This is a genomic window from Kribbella sp. NPDC049174, assembly GCF_043197365.1.
In the GTDB taxonomy this organism is placed as follows: domain Bacteria; phylum Actinomycetota; class Actinomycetes; order Propionibacteriales; family Kribbellaceae; genus Kribbella.
In genome coordinates, this window is the sequence record NZ_JBICSZ010000002.1 from 1,156,404 (window position 1) to 1,175,112 (window position 18,709).

The 18,709-nt window shown below is 66.8% G+C and carries 19 protein-coding genes; 6 read left to right on the forward strand and 13 right to left on the reverse strand.

All coding sequences use genetic code 11. The annotated features are described in order from the left end of the window. Window positions 1–6: 6 nt before the first annotated feature. Complete coding sequence (locus tag ACGFIF_RS16165) at window positions 7–486, forward strand: MarR family winged helix-turn-helix transcriptional regulator (RefSeq protein WP_393155141.1); 480 nt, start codon at window positions 7–9, stop codon at window positions 484–486. Then, window positions 483–1,724, forward strand: coding sequence for an MFS transporter (locus ACGFIF_RS16170; protein WP_393155142.1), 1,242 nt, complete (start codon window positions 483–485; stop codon window positions 1,722–1,724). Before ACGFIF_RS16165 ends, ACGFIF_RS16170 begins: the two co-directional genes overlap by 4 nt. Before the next feature lie 5 nt (window positions 1,725–1,729). Here the strand turns inward: ACGFIF_RS16170 and ACGFIF_RS16175 are convergent, their stop codons facing one another. Genes ACGFIF_RS16175 through ACGFIF_RS16185 form a run of 3 tightly spaced genes read right to left on the reverse strand, consistent with a single transcriptional unit; the run spans window position 1,730 to window position 4,056 of the window. Further along, the gene (locus ACGFIF_RS16175) at window positions 1,730–2,677 is read right to left on the reverse strand and encodes a formylglycine-generating enzyme family protein (protein WP_393155143.1); all 948 of its coding nucleotides are present in this window, start codon (window positions 2,675–2,677) and stop codon (window positions 1,730–1,732) included. A 22-nt stretch (window positions 2,678–2,699) separates the two neighbouring features. Continuing rightward, entirely contained in the window at window positions 2,700–3,566 is an 867-nt protein-coding gene (locus tag ACGFIF_RS16180) for an LLM class flavin-dependent oxidoreductase (RefSeq protein WP_393155145.1), read from the reverse strand. A 40-nt stretch (window positions 3,567–3,606) separates the two neighbouring features. Then, window positions 3,607–4,056: a GNAT family N-acetyltransferase gene (locus ACGFIF_RS16185; RefSeq protein ID WP_393155146.1), complete on the reverse strand. Its 450-nt coding sequence runs from the start codon at window positions 4,054–4,056 to the stop codon at window positions 3,607–3,609. A gap of 26 nt (window positions 4,057–4,082) precedes the next feature. Here ACGFIF_RS16185 and ACGFIF_RS16190 point away from each other — a divergent pair, with 26 nt between their 5' ends. Further along, entirely contained in the window at window positions 4,083–4,721 is a 639-nt protein-coding gene (locus ACGFIF_RS16190; RefSeq protein WP_393155147.1) for a hypothetical protein, read from the forward strand. A 583-nt stretch (window positions 4,722–5,304) separates the two neighbouring features. Here ACGFIF_RS16190 and ACGFIF_RS16195 read toward each other — a convergent pair. The 6 genes from ACGFIF_RS16195 to ACGFIF_RS16220 all read right to left on the reverse strand — a co-directional run bounded on the left by ACGFIF_RS16195 (window position 5,305) and on the right by ACGFIF_RS16220 (window position 12,735). After that, on the reverse strand, window positions 5,305–6,633 hold the full coding sequence (locus tag ACGFIF_RS16195) for an MFS transporter (protein WP_393155149.1): 1,329 nt from the start codon (window positions 6,631–6,633) through the stop codon (window positions 5,305–5,307). Between the two features lie 24 nt (window positions 6,634–6,657). Beyond that, window positions 6,658–7,590, reverse strand: coding sequence for a class I SAM-dependent methyltransferase (locus ACGFIF_RS16200; protein WP_393155151.1), 933 nt, complete (start codon window positions 7,588–7,590; stop codon window positions 6,658–6,660). Between the two features lie 46 nt (window positions 7,591–7,636). Further along, window positions 7,637–8,791 carry an aKG-HExxH-type peptide beta-hydroxylase gene (locus tag ACGFIF_RS16205; protein WP_393155153.1) on the reverse strand — a complete coding sequence of 385 codons (1,155 nt, stop codon included), beginning with the start codon at window positions 8,789–8,791 and terminating at the stop codon, window positions 7,637–7,639. After that, window positions 8,788–10,008: a SagB/ThcOx family dehydrogenase gene (locus tag ACGFIF_RS16210; RefSeq protein WP_393155154.1), complete on the reverse strand. Its 1,221-nt coding sequence runs from the start codon at window positions 10,006–10,008 to the stop codon at window positions 8,788–8,790. The genes ACGFIF_RS16205 and ACGFIF_RS16210 overlap by 4 nt, the downstream gene beginning before the upstream one ends. Then, window positions 10,008–11,180: a SagB/ThcOx family dehydrogenase gene (locus tag ACGFIF_RS16215; RefSeq protein ID WP_393155156.1), complete on the reverse strand. Its 1,173-nt coding sequence runs from the start codon at window positions 11,178–11,180 to the stop codon at window positions 10,008–10,010. Before ACGFIF_RS16215 ends, ACGFIF_RS16210 begins: the two co-directional genes overlap by 1 nt. Window positions 11,181–12,024: 844 nt before the next feature. Continuing rightward, complete coding sequence (locus ACGFIF_RS16220) at window positions 12,025–12,735, reverse strand: 2OG-Fe(II) oxygenase (protein WP_393155158.1); 711 nt, start codon at window positions 12,733–12,735, stop codon at window positions 12,025–12,027. Window positions 12,736–12,910: 175 nt separating this feature from the next. On the opposite strand from ACGFIF_RS16220, the gene ACGFIF_RS16225 reads away from it, so the two are divergent. Together ACGFIF_RS16225 and ACGFIF_RS16230 are read left to right on the forward strand one after the other, a co-directional pair. Continuing rightward, a complete protein-coding gene (locus ACGFIF_RS16225; protein WP_393155160.1) occupies window positions 12,911–13,750 on the forward strand; it encodes a hypothetical protein in 840 nt (279 codons plus the stop codon). Window positions 13,751–14,035: 285 nt separating this feature from the next. Then, window positions 14,036–14,965, forward strand: coding sequence for a LysR family transcriptional regulator (locus ACGFIF_RS16230; protein WP_393155161.1), 930 nt, complete (start codon window positions 14,036–14,038; stop codon window positions 14,963–14,965). Here the strand turns inward: ACGFIF_RS16230 and ACGFIF_RS16235 are convergent. The 3 genes from ACGFIF_RS16235 to ACGFIF_RS16245 are packed head-to-tail and all read right to left on the reverse strand — an operon-like array spanning window position 14,874 to window position 16,912. Next, complete coding sequence (locus ACGFIF_RS16235) at window positions 14,874–15,812, reverse strand: alpha/beta hydrolase (RefSeq protein ID WP_393155163.1); 939 nt, start codon at window positions 15,810–15,812, stop codon at window positions 14,874–14,876. The two genes, ACGFIF_RS16230 and ACGFIF_RS16235, sit on opposite strands and share 92 nt — an antisense overlap. Beyond that, entirely contained in the window at window positions 15,809–16,342 is a 534-nt protein-coding gene (locus ACGFIF_RS16240; protein WP_393155164.1) for a hypothetical protein, read from the reverse strand. Before ACGFIF_RS16240 ends, ACGFIF_RS16235 begins: the two co-directional genes overlap by 4 nt. 24 nt (window positions 16,343–16,366) lie before the next feature. Continuing rightward, the gene (locus tag ACGFIF_RS16245) at window positions 16,367–16,912 is read right to left on the reverse strand and encodes a CGNR zinc finger domain-containing protein (RefSeq protein ID WP_393155165.1); all 546 of its coding nucleotides are present in this window, start codon (window positions 16,910–16,912) and stop codon (window positions 16,367–16,369) included. A gap of 57 nt (window positions 16,913–16,969) precedes the next feature. Here ACGFIF_RS16245 and ACGFIF_RS16250 point away from each other — a divergent pair, with 57 nt between their 5' ends. Further along, window positions 16,970–17,884 carry a 2-dehydropantoate 2-reductase gene (locus ACGFIF_RS16250; RefSeq protein ID WP_393155167.1) on the forward strand — a complete coding sequence of 305 codons (915 nt, stop codon included), beginning with the start codon at window positions 16,970–16,972 and terminating at the stop codon, window positions 17,882–17,884. Window positions 17,885–18,049: 165 nt separating this feature from the next. On the opposite strand, the gene ACGFIF_RS16255 is transcribed toward ACGFIF_RS16250, so the two are convergent. Further along, complete coding sequence (locus tag ACGFIF_RS16255; RefSeq protein ID WP_393155168.1) at window positions 18,050–18,685, reverse strand: hypothetical protein; 636 nt, start codon at window positions 18,683–18,685, stop codon at window positions 18,050–18,052. Window positions 18,686–18,709: the final 24 nt, after the last annotated feature.

Sequence of the window (18,709 nt, forward strand, 5' to 3'; positions counted from 1 at the left end):
GCGGTCATGGACGATCCGAGTGAGCAGAGTCAGTGGCGCAGCCTGCATCAGCTGCTGGCGCGGATGGATGCCGAGATCGGGAGTATCTACACCGAGCGGCAGGTCAAGGGACTGAAGCCGAGCTTCGTGATGGAGCTGCTCCGGCTGCACGCCAAGGGCCCGATGACGATCACCGAGTTGGCCGAGTCGGTGGGCCGCACCCACTCGGCCCTGAGCCAGAAGGTCTCCGCGATGCGCACCGCCGGCCTGGTCCGGACCGTGCAGGGTGCGGATGCCCGCAGCAAGAAGGTCGCTCTGACCGCGAAGGCCAAGGGCATCATCGAGCTGTTGGCGGCCGAGTGGCGAGCGACCGAGGCGGCGATCACCGAGCTCGAGGCCGAGCTCCCGTATCCGATGACCCAAGTGGTCCGCGACGTCGAGGAAGCCCTGGCGCGCAAGAGCTTCCACGACCGCATCGCCGAGAAGCTCGAGCAGCAGCACAGATGAAGGCCCGGCATGCGCTGATCGATCTGGAGCCGTTGCGGGCATCGCGCCCGTTCCGGCGGCTGTGGGCGGGGCAGGTGCTGTCGACGTTCGGTGGACAGCTCGCGTTCGTTGCGGTGATGTTCCAGGTGTGGGATCAGACGTCGAGTGCGGCGTGGACCGGTGCGGTCGGGTTGTCGCAGGCGTTGCCGTTGATCGTGCTCGGGTTGTTCGCGGGTGCGGCGGTCGATCGGGTCGAGCGGCGGCGGTTCTACCTGATCACGATCAGCGGGCAGGTGGTCGTCTCGGCGTTGATGGCGAGCCAGTTGGTGATCGGGCTGGTGCCGGTCGGCGTACTGCTGGGGCTCGTCGCGGCGCAGGCCGCGTTCGGGGCCGCAGGCGGGCCGGTGGCGCGGACTGTGATTCCGCAGTTGCTGCCGCGCGAGTTGCTCGCCGGCGGGATCGCGCTCAACCGGATCGCGTTCCAGGGTGCGATGCTGATCGGGCCGGCCCTCGGCGGACTGATCGTGAACGCGTGGGGTGTCGGGGTCTGCTACCTGATCGACTGTCTGAGTTTCCTCGCCGCGCTCTACGGCGTGCTCGGTCTGCCGAAGATGCACGTCGAGGCCGTTGCCCGCCCGGGTCTGCGCGGGGTGCGGGACGGGTTGGCGTTCGTGGTGTCGACGCCGGTGATCCGGGGTGCACTGATCACGGACCTCGCGGCGACGGTGATGGCGATGCCGATCAGCCTGTTCCCGGTGATCAACGCCGAGCGGTTCGGCAATGATCCGCGGACGCTGGGGTTGTTCCTGACCGCGATCGCGGTCGGCGGTGTGACGACGTCCGTCCTGTCCGGTTCGTTCACCCGGCTGCCGCGACCAGGGGTGGTGATGCTGGTCGGCTCGATGGGATGGGGGATCGCTCTTGCGCTCTTCGCGTTCTCGCCCACACCGTGGGTCGCGCTCGCCTTCCTCGCGCTGGCCGGCGCCGCGGACACCGTCTCGGTCGTCTCCCGCAGCACGATCGTCCAGCTTCACACCCCCAACGAACTCCTCGGCCGCGTCAGCGCCGCCGAACAGATCGTCGGCCAGGCCGGCCCCGACCTCGGCAACCTCCGCGGCGGCCTCGTGGCCCAAGCAAGCTCGCCCGTGATCGCCCTCGCCTCAGGCGCGTTCCTCTGCATCGCTGCCGTGGCCGCGGTCGCTGCGACCACCCCAGGTCTCCGCACTGCCACGACTCGCGACCGCACCACCGCAGCCTGAGCCGATCAGGCCACAGTGCGGAAGCCGGCGTTGCCCATCGAGGACTCCGGGGTGTTCGACGAGCGGGCGGCGTTGCGATAGCGGTTGCAGTACGAGTCGTGGCAGAGGTAGGAACCGCCGCGCATCACCCGGCCCGCGCCGAGGGACGGGCCGCGCGGGTCCTCGTCCGGGGAGAACTTGTAGTACCGCGGGCCGAACCAGTCGGCACACCACTCCCACACGTTGCCGACCGTCTGCCACAGGCCGTAGCCGTTCGGCTCGAAGGTCCGCACCGGCGCGGTGGTGAGGAAGCCGTCGTCCAGGTTGTTGCGCTCCGGGAACACGCCCTGCCAGATATTGCAGCGCCACTCGCCGTCGTCGCCGATCAACTCGTCGCCCCAGGGATACCGCGCGCCCTCGAGCCCGCCGCGGGATGCGAACTCCCACTCGGCCTCCGTCGGCAGGCGCCGGCCGGCCCACGAGCAGTACGCGACTGCGTCGTTCCAGCTCACGTGGACGACGGGATGGTCCTCGAGCCCGTCGAGATCGGACCTGCCGCCGCCCGGATGCCGCCAGTCGGCACCGCGCACTCCGGCCCACCACGGCGTCCCGGCCGCAGGCCCCATCAGGTCGCCCGGATCTGTCTGCAACGCCAGGTGGAACACAGCGGAGAAGCCGAAGGTCTCCGCCTCGGTCCGATACCCTGTGTCGTGGGTGAAGCGCGCGAAGTCACGGTTCGTCACTGACGTCGCGTCGATGCTGAACGGCTGGATTCGCACCTGGTGGATCGGCACCTCACCGTCGCCGGGATTGCCGTCGCCATAGCCGTCACCCATCGCGAACACGCCACCGTCCAGCACGATCTGCTCGACATCGTGCCCCCCGGTCGCGGCGGCCGGAGCAGGCGGCGGGGTCGACCCGATCCCCACCACCGGCCGCGACGGCGCGCAGCAGGACGGCTGTTCCTCACTCATGGACCCAGGATCTCAAACAACGTCACAAAGTCGGTGGGCCCTGCTCGATCCGGCGGAGGACCGGGTCCAGTTGGTAGAAGTCGTTGCCTCGGATGAGTTGGCGCTCGTCCCACCAGGTGGCGCCGGCTTCGGCCAGCGGCTCGATGACGGAGCGGTGGTCGGCCGGGTCGGTGATGCCGCCGACGATGACGTCGTACGGCGTGTCGGCGGCCTCCTCGCCGCGGAGCTCACGCAGGTAGCTCATCAGGTCGCGGAGCTCCTCGACCGGCGGGGCGACACCGTGGTTCGCGCTCAGGAACAGCGGTACGGCGCCGTCCCAGCGCGCGGCCCGTCGCATCGGGGTCTTGCGCGGCCAGTAGCCGGCGATCCAGACCGGCGGACGCGGACGCTGCACCGTTGCCGGAAGCAACGTCACGTCGTCGACGCGGTAGTGACGACCGTCGTGGTTCACCTGGTCTCCCGACCAGTAGCGCGCCAGCAGGTCGAGTCCTTCGTCGAGTCGCTCGGCCAGCACCTTCGGATCGGTCTCGTCGCCGAAACTGCCGAACTCGTCGTCGATCGGACCACCCAGGCCCGCACCGAAGATGACCCGACCGCCGCTCATCGCGTCCAGCGTTGCGACCTGCCGCGCGAGCTGCTCCGGCCGCCGCCGGGCCACCGGCGTCACCAGGGGCCCGAGCTTGATCCGCGACGTCGCCAGCGCAGCCGCCGTCAGCAGCATCCACGGATCCCCGAACGCCTGCCCCTGCCGCTGCTGCTTGCTGTGGACGACGTGGTCCCAGACGAACAGCCCGTCCCACCCCGCCTCCTCGGCCGCCTGAGCAACCCGCGCAACGGTCCGAGCATCCGCGAAGTCCCCGAAGTTGGGAATATTGATCGAGAAGCGCACTCTCGCATCCTCCCCTCTCACGCCGACACCAGCAATCGGGTTACCCGGGTTGAGGCGCTAGGCGCAACTCGATGAACGGGATGGTGTCGCCCGGTAGCAGATAGGTCTCGACCTCGGTGAAGCCGTGGGACTTGGCGAACCGTAGGCCGTCCTCGTTGGTTGCGAGGATGTGGGTCTCGATGCCGTCGCTGCTGAGTTCGCGACCGCGGGCGAGGCTGCGCTCGTAGATCGCCGAGCCGTAGCCCTGCCGCCGGTGGTCCGGCAGGACGCGGGCGATCACAGTCGCGGCGGTGGTCTCGTCCGATGGCGGGCGGACGGTTGAGCATCCGATCAGGACATCACCGGCGTACGCGACCTCGAGCACGTGGCGCTCGACGCGCTCCCGGATGTCGTCGACGGACAACGGCGCCGTCGGAATGATCTCGTTGTGCACTCGCTGCCAGTCCAGCAACGTCGCATCGCTCACCGGCACGATCCGCAGCTCAGTCACCGCTCGAGTCTAGTAGCGTCCGTGTCGTGCGCATCCTGTTTGTGGGGAACAGCTTTACGGCCCGGAACAACCTGCCCGGGCTGCTCACCGGGTTGGCTGGGGCGCGGGGGATCGAGGTCGAGCACAAGCTGATCCAGGCCGGCGGTGCGTCACTGCGACAGCACCTGAATGCCGGGAAGGCGCTCGACGCGATCGCGACCGGCGGGTTCGAGGTCGTCGTACTGCAGGAGCAGAGCACGTTGCCGATCAAGAGTCCGGCGCGGTTCCGGGAGGGCGCGCGCGACTTCGACGCCGCGATCAAGGAAGCAGGCGCGCGGACCGCGCTCTACCTGACGTGGGCCCGGCGGAACGCCCCCGAATCCCAGCAGGCTTTGACCTCCGCGTACGCCGGTAGTGCGGCAGAGCTCGGCGCCACGCTCATCCCGGTCGGCCCGGTCTGGGAACGCTTCCTCAGCACGCACGACCAGCCGGTGCTGCACGACAAGGACAACAGCCACCCGGCGTTGGCGGGCAGCTATCTCGCCGCCTGCGTGTTTCTCATCGCGCTCCTGCAGGAGGATCCGGTCGGGATCAACGTGCCGGTAAAGGGCCTGGATGCGGACACCGCGGCCCTCCTCCGCCAGTCCGCCTGGGACATCTGCGAATCCCTAACCACGACCGAATAACCGCCCAAAGGTCACCGCCTTCGGCGGCGGCTGTTCTTTGGCGCCTTCGGCGGCACGCCCGACCACCATCCGGCCGAAGCTGATCGGCGACGGGGATGTGCGGCCGGCAGCAAGGAACTCTGGACACCGCCAGAAGTGTGCAAATTGCGTGGTGACCTTTGCGGGAATGCGGCCGGATGAAGTCCCGACCGGATCTGCGCATCCCGTCGGGAGACACTCGGACATCGAAGTCCACCGCTGCGCCGTCTCCGCCGGAATGCCGCGGTGGGTCACTCGATTGCTGCCCCCCACGGTCGTGTCGCTGCATCGGAGCAAGGGCGGCCGCACACGAGATGGCTGGCTAGCCGATGGTGACCACGCCGTCCTCGTTCATTGCGCGGTCGATCTTGACGGGCTGGCCGGGTCCGCCGAGCACCAAATACATGACCCGCCTCCACGTCACCGCTGGCGCCAACCTCGACAGATATCAAGCATCTACTGACGACAGCACGTCAAACTCACTCTGAGCCCATACGCCGGTGAAGTCACTGGTTCCAGGCAAGAGTCGGCGGCTCGACGTCGGCGCGATCTGCGGGCGTTGGACTCATTCGGTTGTTGTCGACCGTGGTCGCTCCTCAGCTGAGATCCGCAGGTTTCGCACCTCGAGCGAGAGCAGCGGTAGCAGGCACAGGGCGATGAGTAGTGCGCCGACGTAGATCCAGGTCGCGCGAAGGCCGGCCACGAGTGCTATCGGGCCGGCTATCGAGTAGAGAACAGTGCGGAGCGACCAGGAGACCAGCGAGTCGTATGAGCTGACTCGGGCACGGAAGTCGGGCAGCACGGCGGACTGGAGCACGGTGTTCCACAGAGCGTTGAACCACTGTATGGATGCGCCGGCGATGACTGCGGCAGCGAGGACGAGCCATTGCGGGGCGCGCAAGCCGATCGTGAACACGAGGGGAGTTGAGAGCACGAGGATCAAGAACCCGCCACGCAGCGGATGGACGAACTCCAGTTTCATGGCGATCGCCGCGCCGCCAATCAGTCCTAGGCCGACGCAGGACATGACGAGGCCCCATGCCGCGCTTCCGCCGAGCCACTCGACGGCGCTGACAGGCCCGACGACGGAGATGCAGGCGACGAATACAGCGCCATACATCCCGCCAAAGATGATGCCGATCCCAATCGATGGGCGAGATCGGAGTTCAGCCCAGCCACCTCTGAAGCTGTGCAGCAGGCCAGGCTCGGCAGGTTCACGACTGATCGGTAGAACCCTGTGCAGTGACCAGAGGAAGGCAAAGCTGACGACGAACGTCGCGGCATCGATGGCGACGACGATGCCGGCTCCGAAGCTCGCGATGGCGTATCCGCCGGCTGCAGGAGCGCCGATGAACGCAATACCGAGTGCGAGGAACAGAGCCGAGTTCGCGGCTTGTAGCTGGTCTTTCTCGACGGTCCTGGGGACAAGCGCGTCAAGCGACGGCATCTGGAAGGCGGATCCGACGCCGTACAGGATCTGGCTGGCCACAATCAAGCCGATCGAGGCGTGCTGCGTCAGCAGCAGCGCAGCAAGTCCGGCCTGAGCCGCGCCCTGGACGAGGTCAGAGAACATCAGCACTGAGGTGGGAGACACTCGATCGGCGAGAATGCCTCCGAGGAGTACCAACAGGATAAGAGGGATGACCCGAGCCGTCAGGGCAAAACCGACGTCCGCGGACGATCCGCCAGCCTCCAGAACTGCGAAGGCGACCGCGATCGGCGACACCGAGTCACCGATGTAGGAGATCAGTCTCGCATTGAAGAGGAGTCGGAACTCGCGCCGGCGAAGCAGCGTTGTCAGGCTCGTGGCTGCTGTCGGCCTCCACCACCGGCTCAGCAGACGGCGAGCCCTGCGTCTCGTGGTTTGTGGCGTCGGCACTGTCTCAGCCTCCATGGCCGCGGCATCAATCTGCCGCGCTCACGCTGCCTTTACTGCCGTGAGGTAGGCAAACGATCGAATCCGCCTCGGCACGTCGCCACGCTCGACCATCGGCCGGAGTCGGTCCTCGACGGTCGTCATGTCTTCGGCATCGAGTGCGCCAGAGATGGTTTCGCCGATCGTTGGCCCCCAAGGGCGCGGCCGCGACGCGAGGAACGCGGACCAGTCCGTCAACACACCGGCGTTGGTCGTGAATCGAAGGTCGACGTCGACACTGGCGTCGGCCAAGCCGGCCATGTCGGCCCAGACCAGGAGATCGATCTCGTCGAATGCCGATTGGTCGGAGCCTACCTCTGTCCAGGTTCGCAACCACGCCTCAATGTCGGCTGCCGCCTTGTCGAGGTCCGGAACGACGTAGCCGAATATTGTCGGTGCGCCATCCGCGAGTTGCCGCACGTGAATCGTCTCGAAGAGAGATAGCCGTCCACCTGGTCGCAGGACGCGAGCAATGGCGGCGAATGCAGCGGCGGGGTCTGCGATGTAGCAAAGCACCGACCGTGCGGTCGCGGCATTCGCGGACTCGCTCTCCACACCCGCGAGGTCTTGAGCGTCGGCGACGGCAAAGGAACACCTGTCCGCTACTCCGAGCTGCTCGCTTCGCCGTACGCACTCGTCGATGAGCCCGGAGGACAAGTCGTTGAATATGACCCGGCCTCCCTCACCGAGTCGCTCCAGTGCTCCGAAGCCGACGAAACCGGTGCCAGTGCCGATGTCCAACACCACATCGTCGGGCCGGAGGCGTGCACGATCGAGAAGACGGTCCCGGATTGGTGCCAGTGCAGCAGAGCTGCGTCGCTCGGCGGTCTGGTCGCCGCCGAGGCGGTCATGTGTCCACCATTGGCACCAGCGGTCGTCAGTCGTCTGGGTTATCGAGGCCGGCGCCGTCTCGGTTCTGTCCGCCGAAACTTCCACGTGCACACCTCCTTTGGTGCGGAGTAGAGCCTGACTCAGTTCAGAATCAGATCGGACCGAGTGCGAAGGTTCCGTCGTCGAGTGCCATCGTTTGGTGCATCAACCATTGACACAGTCGACGGCCTCGTGGGCTGAGCATCGGCTCACCGACTTCCACTACACGCAAGCCGAGGTAGTGCGCTCGCCTGCCCGACACAGACTGCATCTGAGCCAGCTCGGTCATCGGGTGGCTGTTGCCAGACCTGCGGACTCGGGCACTTGCGGCAAATGCTGTGAGGTGAGCGTAAACATGGAAGGCAAAGAGCGCTCGCCCCAGAATCCATTCATTGGGCGGGGCGTTCCAGGGTGAGGCAACCATCGGGAAGTCGTCGCCGGCGATCTCGGCGCGCACCATCGAGGAGATGAGGTGGAGATCGAGGAGTTTGTGGTGCAGTGCCTCGTGCAGCAGCGCATCCGCGGTCGTCCACATGGAGTCGAGCGACCGCTCAGACAGGAAGATCGTTCCAGGAAACTGTCGGTGGCTCATACTCTTGAACGTGCAATCGTCTGTCACGATGCACAACGTGGGCGCGTGGGCGAACACACCGGACGCGAGTTCAGGGACGACCGCGCAGAGCGTGGTCAATGCCGCCTGCAGCGCGTCCATATGCTGAGGGGTGGGGCTTAGCACATTGTCCTCAGGATGCTCGCTGTCGTGAATGAACTCACGGAACATGCGCCAGAAGGCCGAGGACACAGACGAATCCATCACATTCGGGCTGAGAACATGCACAGTATCGGAGATAGCGGGCGGACCAATCCGCCACGTCCCGGTCATCGCCGCGACGATGGGAAGCTGCGGCATGGCCTCGCCCGTTGAGTACTGGTCTGACCCACCTGCAAGTGAATCGAGAACTTCGGTGAGAAGTTCAGCGAGTGCGCAGTCCGGGGCAACCGTGCCGGCGTGAGCCTCATCCGAGAGGGCTTGCTCCGTTGCGCTTCTGATGACCGGGTCTCGCTCGAGGATGCACAACCAATCCAACGGGAGCCTGGAAACTCGATCCTGCAATGGAGGGTCGAGGTATCTGCTTAGCGACTGTGCGCCGGAGGCCAGGACTGCGAGGGCTCGTGAAACGATCGACGGCGAGTAGCCAAACTCATCATCCTCAGCGAAACTTCGCAGTACTGAGTCTAGTTGTGTTTCTTCGGTCAACAAGGTCATGGGAGTTCCTCAGGTTCGTGACCCGCTGGCTCAGGGTCCGGCTCGCGGTGCCGTGACCTGGAACCTCCGACGGCAATCAGGTACGTAGGATCCTGCTCGCCAGGTTTCACGTGAAGGAGGTCAACGAGACGGTCGTCGTCGATGGCCGGCGTGACGAAGGATCGCAGTCCCATGCCGGTCGCGACGAGGAGTGCGGTTTGTGCGAACCCTCCGACATCGTAGTGAGCCATGCGATAGAAGTGCGACGTCCGATACTTCCACATGTACTGAGCCCAGTTGATGGACAGGATCAACACAGCCGGCGCCCCGTCGGCAAAGTCGACGCCCCACAGGAGCTCGGACACGGCCTTCAATGGATATTCGGGTTGCCCCACTGATACCAGTGCATGACGATGAGGGCTGTACCGGAAAAGCCATCGACCACCCATTCCTGCTGCCGATGCTTGTACTGGATCGAAGACCACGTGCACGGTCAGGAACGGATAGGCGTCGCCGACCTTGCCCGATTCAGACGCGACGCGCGTTGCGTAGTACCGCGCTGAGTCCACGACTGCGATTCGACGGAACGACCAATGGAGGATCGTTGACAGCTCGTCGAGGTCGATCGACGTGCGCGCGAAGTTGCGGCAGGTTCTCCGCGCCCGCAGCACGTCGCGGAGGTCTGGGGCACTGAACTGCTGTGCGGGAGCCGGCAAGGCTACCTCCTGCGGATGCTCCGGATCATCGACGCTCGGCCGTGGTTCGTCCGGTACGACGAGCTTGTCGACGTGGTAGAAGGTGTAGACCTCTGCCCCTTCTGGATACACGTGTCGCCACCGCAAACCGCGTGTTGCGCGATGGAAGGTCAGCGCATCTCCCCAGCCGAGCCGTCGCCAGGTTTCCTCCGCTGCCGTTGGCGTTCGGTGCTGCGGCGACAGCAGGCCATAACGGACGAAGACGTCGAGCAGGTGACTCGCATCGTGCGGAGTCAGCGCCAGCCTCTCAGTCGCGTTCGCAACGAACGTTGCGCCTTGGATCGGAGATGGCAAGGTCATGACCCATTGTGCGAGCGTCGGCGAATCGGTCACGAACTCCTCGCGTAGGGAACCCTCACCCCAGACAAGCTGCAGGTTCCCAGGCGCCTCGAGCGATGGCCGGACGAGCAACCCGGGATCTACGACCAGCCAGAGCTCAGCCAGCTCATCGAAACGGACGGACTCCTCGACTGCGGTAACCATCAGACAACACCTCCCATCCCGAGAGCCAAGGCCATCACCGGAAGCTCGTCGCAATCGTCGGACAGTGCCAGCATGTCGGAGACCGCGGCGTCGTTGATCGCGTACGACGAATAGACCTGCGCATTCGTCAAAGCTCCGGTGAGGCAGGCGGTCTGGATCGCGTGGCCGACCTCGATCAGCACCATGCGGTACGAGCGAGGGTAGCGGTACTTCCAGTTGTGGCGGAACCAGCGCACCGTCATGAAGAGAACTGCTGACGCCGTCTCGATGCCTGGCTTCTGGAAACAGGCGTCGTTCATGGGATCAAGTGCAGAGGCGCCGTTGACGGGAACCAGAACATGCGAGCCGGGGTTGTAGTGATAGATCCCCGGCGCGAGCCCGTGGACATCCCTTGCGGCAAGGTAGACCTCGATTGGGTGCCGAGCTCCGCCAGATGGATAGGACTTGAGGAGATGCGGCCCGAGGAAGGCATCATCAACCTCATGCTGGACACCGAACGCTGCGCCGAGCAGCTGCACAACGTCGTTCAGCTCGACGCCCGAATGGTTGAAGTAGGCAACCGGCCAATTGTCCAGAAGCGCCTTTTCGAGTGTCACACGAGGACCGGACAGTTCCTTGGGCTGGCGCAGCGGAATCGTCTCCCGTCCCTCGTACTCCTTGTACGGGGACGGCTGCGGACCAATGTTCCTGGCGTCCGCGACGAGTTCATCGATCAGGTCGCGGAATTGCTCGGTGTCGTAGGCCATGAAGCTGTCGCCGTGAAAGGAAGCGTGGAAGTCGAACGCATCTCGCCAGCCCCAGGCTTCCCACTGCCGGCCGGACTCGCGGAGCTTGGCTGCATCCGCACCACTCACTAGGACTTGGGCCTCTATCAAGAGTTCGCACAGCTTGTGTGCGCCTGACGGCTCTACTTCGAGTTGTTGGGCAACGGATCTCTCCAAGTCGTCGAGGGGCGCAGCTGACACCGACAGCAGCCACGTGAGGATGCCTCCCGAGTCGTCGCCGTCGATGTCGTAGATCTGTCGAGTCGCTCCTTGACCCGCCGCGACGGCAAAACAACCGCCGTCGGTCGATCGTCTTTCGGCGCGAAAAAGTGGTGAGAGCTCAAACGTCTCTGCTGTGGCCCCTTGTGCCGTGACTCCGGCTGGGGCGAGGGCATCTGCTCGAGTCATGGTGCTTGCAGCCTCCAAGCGCAACACCGGGCAACTCACGTCGGAGATCTCAGGCGGCAGCCTTCGCGACGCTGCGGCATTCTTGATGGCACCAAGGGCCGGCCCATGATGACTGGCCCTTGGTGACCGGGCCGTCGATGCAACGGCGATTGCTCGCTACTTGCTGTGCCCGAGCGTTTGAACAGGCTTGGGGTCGCTCTGGTAGGAGCGTGTCAACGTGAACTGGCCACTGGGCGTCTCGAACGTCGCCTGGTAGGAGCGCCTGCGGTCCTCTTCCCTCGTGAGCTTGTCTTTCTCTGTGAGACGGTCACTTGACACAATCTTCTCCTTCCTGTAAAAGCTTCGGACCGTACGCGGGCCCCCACCCATTGTCAAGCGTCCAGCGCGTCGAGTGACGACCTTTTTGGACTAGACGCGTATTAGTCGGATATCGAACGACGGCGCTCAGACGCGGCGGTTTCGTCGCGTACGCGCCTCCGGAGCCTGTTAGGCCGGTGACACCCTGACCTACCTGGTGTGGAGGGGCCGAACGGCCCGGTGTCCTGCCCGACCAGCCGGCACGGCGTTCGTATTCGGCGACCTCTGGACGCAGTCGTCAGCAACCGCCTCGGTTGGCGACCGGAGTTAGTGGATGGGCCGCTGGTAACCCGGTGCTGAACCTGTCTATGCAACGTCGCCGACCAGCGCGCTTCTGTCGTCGCGCGATCGGTCGCTGGCAACTGTCCGCGTTGGTTCCCACCGATCACACCAGCTCACGTCATGGTCGGCGGGTCGCCGGCGGAGCCGGCCAAAAGAACAGCCGCCGCCGAAGGCGGTGTCCTTTGGTCTGTTCCCTCGACCGACCTCACTTGGCGTCGTGGAAGACCAGGCCGAGGGTGTGGCGGTGGCCGGTGTGGATGGGGGAGACGCCGTGGCGGACGGGGGCGGCGGACCAGCCGCGGGCTGACTTGACTGGGCGGTCGCGGGTGGTGAAGACGAGGCCGTGGCCGTGGGGGATGAGTGTGGCGGTGCCGCGGGACTGGGCGCGTGGGCGTTGTTCGACGAGGAGGAACTCGCCGCCGGTGTGGTCGACGCCGGGGTCGTTGAGGTTGATGACGACCTGTAGGGGGAAGACCTTGTCGCCGTACAGGTCCCGGTGCAGGGCGTTCCAGTCGCCGGGGCCGTAGCGGAGCAGGATCGGCGTCGGGCGGCTCTGGCCGGCGCGGTGGCAGATCTCGAGCCATTCGTCCAACGTGTCCGGCCACTCGGCGTCGCGGCCGAGTTTCTCGTACCAGTCCCGTGCTATTGGCAACAATCTCGGATACAGGGCCTGCCGCAGCGACTCCACCGCCTCCGGGAACGGCGCGTCGAAGTACCGGTACTCACCCTCGCCGAACCGATGCCGGGCCATGTTGATGGTCGCCCGGAACCGCTCCGCGTCGTCGTACAGGCCGGCGATGTGACCCGCCTCGGCCGGGGTCACCAACTGCGGCAGCAGCGCGCGCCCCAGGTCGTTCACCTCGGTCGCCACCTGGTCCCAGTCCGCCTTCGCCACCCGTCGCGCAAATTTGTCCATACCTATGGAACGGCGTGGAGCCCAGGTCTGTGAGATCGGGGAGCGGCGGACGTCTTGACGAGAGGTCGGGTGCGGAGCGACGGTGGGGGGAGAAGCGGGTGGGCATTTGACGGGTATGGCGGAGAGCGGTTGGGGACCGTATCGGCGCGGCTGGCGGACAGCCGTGGTGATACTGGTGTCGCTCGGCCTCGTGACGGCGGTCGTGTTCGTCGGATGGTCGACCAACGTGGTCGCGTTCCTGATGGGCGGGACGCTGGTGGCCTCGGTGTATCTGAGTGTCGGGCTGGCGCAGGAGAAGCAGCCGTCCGAGCTGATTCGGGTCGTCCTGCGGTGGGCCGCCCGGGCGGGTGCCTGCGTGGTGGCGATCGTCGGGTACGCGACCGCGATCGGGATGGGCACGCTCTGGCTGCTCCTGCTCATTGCCGTCACCTCACCGGCCCTGGTGACCTGGCTCTGGCCACAAGCACCCAAGCCTGTACGGCGACCTGACGCCGCTCGCGAACCTCGTGCCGACCCGACCCCAACGACAGACCTGCCCCCGACGACGAACCAGAACTCGACGCAGGACCACACCCCGGCGATCGACCGGACGCCAAAACCCGACCGCACGCCGAAGCCCGACCGGACGCCACAGCCCGACCGGAAGTCGAAGCCCGAGCGGCAACCGAGGGCAGAGCGGAAGGCCAAGCCCGAGCGGAAGGCGAAGAAGCTGCCGAACCCCGAGCCGCCACCACCTCCGGAACCGGTAGCACCGAAGGCACCCGGGCCGGTGAACGTGACCGACCTCAGCGACGACGACCTCTGCCTGGCCTGGCGACGCAGCTTCACCGAACTCCAGGGCTGTACGACGGACGAGCAGCGCCTCGCCGTGATCACCGCGCGCAACGCCTATCTCGACGAACTCGAACGCCGCGCCCCGGACGCGTTCGCGCAGTGGCTCGAATCCGGTCCCCGCGCCGCCGGCAACCCGGCTCGGTTCTTCAGCCCGCGCGCCAATCACGGCGACCCGGACTGAGCTGTGTCTGCAACTCCATGCTGCGGGCGACAGGAGCGTCGAAGCCGTCAGCCGGGTGAGCCGAAGTGTCCTCACTCTGGAACAACCAGGGCCTGAATCCGGCCGCCCGCGCCGCGACAAGGTTGGTCGGGCGCTCTGTCGCCGACACCTAGCCTGTCCCACCGCTCATCCGTCGACAGCAACCCCCAGCGTGCACCGTCCCCTTTTCTCATCAGCAGCCTGCCGTCCTGGGGTTACATGCGTCCAATGACATTGTCGGCGTGAACGCATAGATACCATCGATCCATGCTCGATCTTGTCCGGCTTCGCGTGCTTGCCGCGGTCGCCGCGCACGGGTCCGTGACCGGCGCGGCGCAGGCGTTGCACTACACCCAGCCGACGGTCAGTCATCACCTCGCGCGGTTGGAGGCGGCGACCGGCGCGCGGCTGGTGCAGAAGGTGGGCCGTGGTATCCGGCTCACCCCCGAAGGCCAGGTGCTCGCGCGCCGCGCGGCCGAGATCATCGGCCGGGTCGACGCGGCCGACGCCGAGTTGGCCGCGCTGATCGGGCTGGAGGTCGGCCGGGTCCGCCTCGGCGCGTTCACCTCGGCACTGACGGTGCTGGTCCCGTCGGCCGCGGCCGAGCTCCGCCGGCGGCATCCCAACATCGAGTTGGAACTCACCGATGTCCATCCGGTCGTCGCGCAGCAGCAGCTCCGCGACGGGGTTCTCGATCTGGCGATCATCTTCCGGTACGACGACGAGCCGCCGAGTGACGGTATTCGGTACACGTACCTGCTCGACGACCCGGTGTACCTGCTCAGTCGTCGTACCGGAGAGAAGCTGACCGACCACCGGGAGTCCGACTGGATCGCGGGCTGTGTGCATTGTCGGCAGGAGTTCGTCGAGCTCTGCGCCGAGGCCGGTTTCACGCCGCGGATCGCGTACACGAGTGACGACATCATGGTGAAGCAGGCCTTCGTCGCGAACGGCCTCGGCGTCACCACGACGCCAGGGCTGGCCCTGCGCTCGCACCGCGCGGAAGGGATCAAGGCGACCAAGGTCGGCGCCGCACGCCACATCTACCTCGCGACGTACGGCGAACCACCCGACCCGCCGGCCACGGCGGCGTTCGTCGAAGCGCTCAAGCAGGCTGCCCCGGAAAGGACTCCCGGAGGTCGGAAGCGATCAGTTCGATCGCGTGCCGCGCCGCAGACAACACCGCCGGGAAGTTGAGGAACGCGTGCATGGTGTCGGCGTACTCGACCAGTCGCACCGGTACGTCGTCCGCCTCGAGCCGAGCCGCGTAGTTCCGGGCGTCGTCCCGCAGCGGATCGCGACCCGCGGCGAGGAGCAGTGCCGGCGGCAGGCCTTTGAGCGTCTCGGCCCGCAGCGGTACGGCGGTCGCCGGGAGCTCCCCGGCCGGGAAGTACTGCGTTGACGACCAGCCGCCGGGGGCAATGCTGAGGAACGTCCCGTCGAAGAGTCGGTACGACTCGGTGTCGCGGTCGACGTCGAGGCTGGGATAGCAGAGGATCTGGCGGTCGGGGAGCGGCCGTCCTTCGTCCCGCGCGAGCAAGCACGCACCGGCAGCGAGGGCGGCCCCCGCGCTCTGGCCGCCGACCGCGATCCGGCCGTCGCCGTTGAGCTCTCCTTGGTGGTCACGGATCCAGTCGAGGGTGTCGCGGACGTCGTGCAACCCTGCTGGATAAGGGTGTTCGGGTGCGAGCCGATAGTTGAGCGAGACAACGATGACGTTGCCTGCGGCAGCGATTCCGGACGTCGCGTGCTCGATGTCGCGCAGATGACCGCCGATGAACCCGCCGCCGTGCAGCCACAGCAGCACCGGCCTCGGCTCGTCGGTCGCGGGGTGGTAGATCCGGGCCTGAAGGCCGCCGATGGTGACGTCCTTGGGTCGGGTGTTCGGATCACACAGGCCGGCAAGCGCAGGGTCGGGGAGTTCTTCCCGGTCGAGGAGCAGCGCTTGGTAGGGATCGAGTTCGGATCCTGCCGGCTCGGCCGCGAAGCGGGCGAGCAGGGCGTCGGTCTCGGCCTTGAAGGCGGGCAGGTTCACGATGCTCATGCCGGGACCTGCGCCGGGTTGAGGTGGCGGGCGGCGTGGCCGAACAGCGCGCCGTCGGGTGGTGTTGCCGCGTATTCGGCCAGCGCTCCGATGCCACCGTCGTACCCGCCGCCGGTCGACGGGTCGTTCCACGACGTCTCGTCGTACTGCTGGATCTCCGCGACGAGGGCGTCGGCGACGCTGTGGAATCGGTGCAGGAGCAGCTCGGACGGGATGTGCCGGCCCGCCTCGACGCCGCCGACGTTGAGGGCGCTGCCCGCGTCCGCCGTCTCCCAGCGTGGGTCGAGACTCCAGTGGAGTCGCCCGGCGGCCGCGTCACGCAGTACGGCGAGAGTGATCTCGTCCCACATCAGAATGTGCGCGGTCAGATCGTGCAACGAGTCGCAGAAATGCCCGAGCGGTCCGGACACCACCTGGTACGGCGCCCGGAGCTCAGCCTCACTCAATCCGTCCCTCCGGTCCAGCAAGAGCTGGTGATCCGCCCGCACCAGTCGAGCCGCCTCGGCCGGAGAAGTCGTCGATGTACGCATGCCCCGAGCCAACCAGTCCGTGCACTACTCCCGGCCTGAATTGACGGAAGTCCTCAATCCATCGCGGTACTGGCTCATTTTCGCGCGGGCGCCGCACTTGTTCATCGAGCACCAGCGCCGGCGCCCGGCCCGGCTCTCGTCGACGAACAGCAGCGAGCAGTCGTCGGCAGCGCACATGTGGAGGCGCTCGCGGAGCGGGCCGGCGAGCAACTCGATCGCGTCGCGGGCGAGAACGGTCAGGAGACCGCTCGCATCCGTCGCCGGACGCTCCAGAGTGAGGTCGGGAGTCAGCCGAGGGCCGGGGAGTGGACGGCTGCTCCAGCGGTTGACCACGTCCACGTCGAGCGCCGTACCGGTGAAGAGGCCGTAGAGGGCTTCGCGCAGTTCGATGGCCTGGCTGTAGGAGCGCGGGGAGACGTCGACGAGGTCGTCGGACAAGCCGGCGTCACGGAACCAGCGGGACAGGTCCGACGGCGCCGGGATGCGCTCGAAGGGTCCCTGCAGGCGTTTGCCGAGGGTGGCGGTGAAGTTCACCGACGGGCGGCCGCCGACCCAGGTAAAGCTCGTCATGCCGGCCAGGCTACCATCGCTGTTACCAGACAAACCGGTAACAGTGGGGTGGAGCAGATGACGACGGTTGCGGTGGTCGGAGCGGGCGGGGTCGGCGGGTACTTCGGTGGCCGGCTGGCCCAGGCCGGGCACGAGGTCAGCTTCGTTGCGCGAGGCAAGCACCTGGAGGCGATCCGGGCCGATGGGTTGGCGGTGCGGAGTGTGGCCGGTGACTTCGACGTCACGCCGGTGCGGGCGACCGCGGATGCGGCCGAGATCGGGCCGGCCGACTACGTCCTCGTCTGCGTGAAGACCTGGCAGCTTGCCGACGCGATCACCGCGATCGAGCCGCTGGTCGGCAGCCAGACCGCGATCGTGACTGTGCAGAACGGCGTCGAGGCGCCGGATCAGGTGGCGGCGGTGTACGGACGCGAGGCGGTCCTGCCCGGTGCCGCGGAGGTGATCGCGTACGTCGAGAGCCCGGGGATCATCCGCCACCTCGGCGGACCGGGCCGACTGACGTTCGCCGAGTGGGACAACCAGCCCACGCCGCGCACGGAGTGGTTGCGCACAGCCTTCGTCGACGGAGGACTGAAGGCGGTCGTCTCCGCGGACATCTGGGCCGGCCTGTGGACCAAGTTCCTGTCCGTCATCCCCAGCGGCGGCCTCGGTACGGCGACCGGCGCCGGGTACGGCGTACTGCGCTCCCGACCCGGCACCCGCGAACTCCTCACCCAGGCGACGACCGAGATCCGCGACGTCGCCCTTGCCCTCGGCATCAACCTGCCGGCGGACGTCGTACCCAAGACCCTTGCCTGGATCGACAGCCTGCCCGCCGACGGGACCACGTCCCTCCAACGGGACATCCTCGCGGGTCGCCCGAACGAGTTGGAGGCGTGGACCGGCGCGGTCGTCCGCCTGGGCGACCGCGCCGGTGTCCCCACCCCCGTCAACAGCTTCCTCTACGAGATCGCAGCCGCCCGTGCGGCCTGACCAGGGCACGTCTCTCAATTCCCTGCGTGCTGCGCGGCGCTCGGCGGGCACATCGCCGCGTTGGAGGGCGAGGCACGGAGAACCCCACTCCGAGCCTCGCCCTCCGCCTTGCGCTGCGCTCCGCCGAGCACCTGCTCGCTACTGCAGGGAATTGAGAGACGCACCCTAGTGGTCGATCCTGGCCCGGAGGCGGGCGACGCGCTCGGCCGGGGCCTCGTCGGTCGGCAGGGTGTAGACGGCCAGGTAGAGGATGCAGAGGCTGATGCCGTAGATGGCGACGCCTGCGGCCAGCGCCCCGGTGAAGCTGAGGCCGATCATCACCAAGGCCCAGAGGCCGGCGCCGAGCGGGACGTAGCGACGCCACCCGTGCCAGCTGCCTGAGCGCAGCACGGAGATGCCGGCGACGATCAGCCCGACCGCGGTGAGGGTGACGCCGAGACCGAACATGGCGCCGACGAGCTGCGGTCCGGTCTCGTCCAGCCGCTGGTCGGCGAACGGGATCGTCGCGAACTCCGCGACGAAGAAGATGAACGTCCCCACCAGGGCGAGCACGCTGCCGACCCGTGCGCCCCGGCCGCTGACGCTGCGGGCGAACGCGACCATACCCAGGAACACCAGCAGGTGGAAGGCGGCGAATACGATGGAGACCGGGACCAGCGCGTCACTGCTCCACGGGTAGCTCCACATCTCGTCGGAGACGTCCGACGCCGGCTGGATCACCGCCGCGACGAAGAGGCCGGACACGGCCGTCAGTGTGCCGCCCGCCAGTCCGACGGCGGCAAGCTTGCGAATGTCGTTCATGGTTTCCCCACCTCTCGAAGGTTC

Coding starts and splice junctions, on each gene's coding strand:
- ACGFIF_RS16165 (WP_393155141.1), top strand. CDS start 7: ATGGACGATCCGAGTGAGCAGAGTCAGTGGCGCAGCCTGCATCAGCTG.
- ACGFIF_RS16170 (WP_393155142.1), top strand. CDS start 483: ATGAAGGCCCGGCATGCGCTGATCGATCTGGAGCCGTTGCGGGCATCG.
- ACGFIF_RS16175 (WP_393155143.1), bottom strand. CDS start 2,677: ATGAGTGAGGAACAGCCGTCCTGCTGCGCGCCGTCGCGGCCGGTGGTG.
- ACGFIF_RS16195 (WP_393155149.1), bottom strand. CDS start 6,633: ATGGAGGCTGAGACAGTGCCGACGCCACAAACCACGAGACGCAGGGCT.
- ACGFIF_RS16205 (WP_393155153.1), bottom strand. CDS start 8,791: ATGACCTTGTTGACCGAAGAAACACAACTAGACTCAGTACTGCGAAGT.
- ACGFIF_RS16210 (WP_393155154.1), bottom strand. CDS start 10,008: ATGGTTACCGCAGTCGAGGAGTCCGTCCGTTTCGATGAGCTGGCTGAG.
- ACGFIF_RS16215 (WP_393155156.1), bottom strand. CDS start 11,180: ATGACTCGAGCAGATGCCCTCGCCCCAGCCGGAGTCACGGCACAAGGG.
- ACGFIF_RS16220 (WP_393155158.1), bottom strand. CDS start 12,735: ATGGACAAATTTGCGCGACGGGTGGCGAAGGCGGACTGGGACCAGGTG.
- ACGFIF_RS16230 (WP_393155161.1), top strand. CDS start 14,036: ATGCTCGATCTTGTCCGGCTTCGCGTGCTTGCCGCGGTCGCCGCGCAC.
- ACGFIF_RS16235 (WP_393155163.1), bottom strand. CDS start 15,812: ATGAGCATCGTGAACCTGCCCGCCTTCAAGGCCGAGACCGACGCCCTG.
- ACGFIF_RS16240 (WP_393155164.1), bottom strand. CDS start 16,342: ATGCGTACATCGACGACTTCTCCGGCCGAGGCGGCTCGACTGGTGCGG.
- ACGFIF_RS16245 (WP_393155165.1), bottom strand. CDS start 16,912: ATGACGAGCTTTACCTGGGTCGGCGGCCGCCCGTCGGTGAACTTCACC.
- ACGFIF_RS16250 (WP_393155167.1), top strand. CDS start 16,970: ATGACGACGGTTGCGGTGGTCGGAGCGGGCGGGGTCGGCGGGTACTTC.
- ACGFIF_RS16255 (WP_393155168.1), bottom strand. CDS start 18,685: ATGAACGACATTCGCAAGCTTGCCGCCGTCGGACTGGCGGGCGGCACA.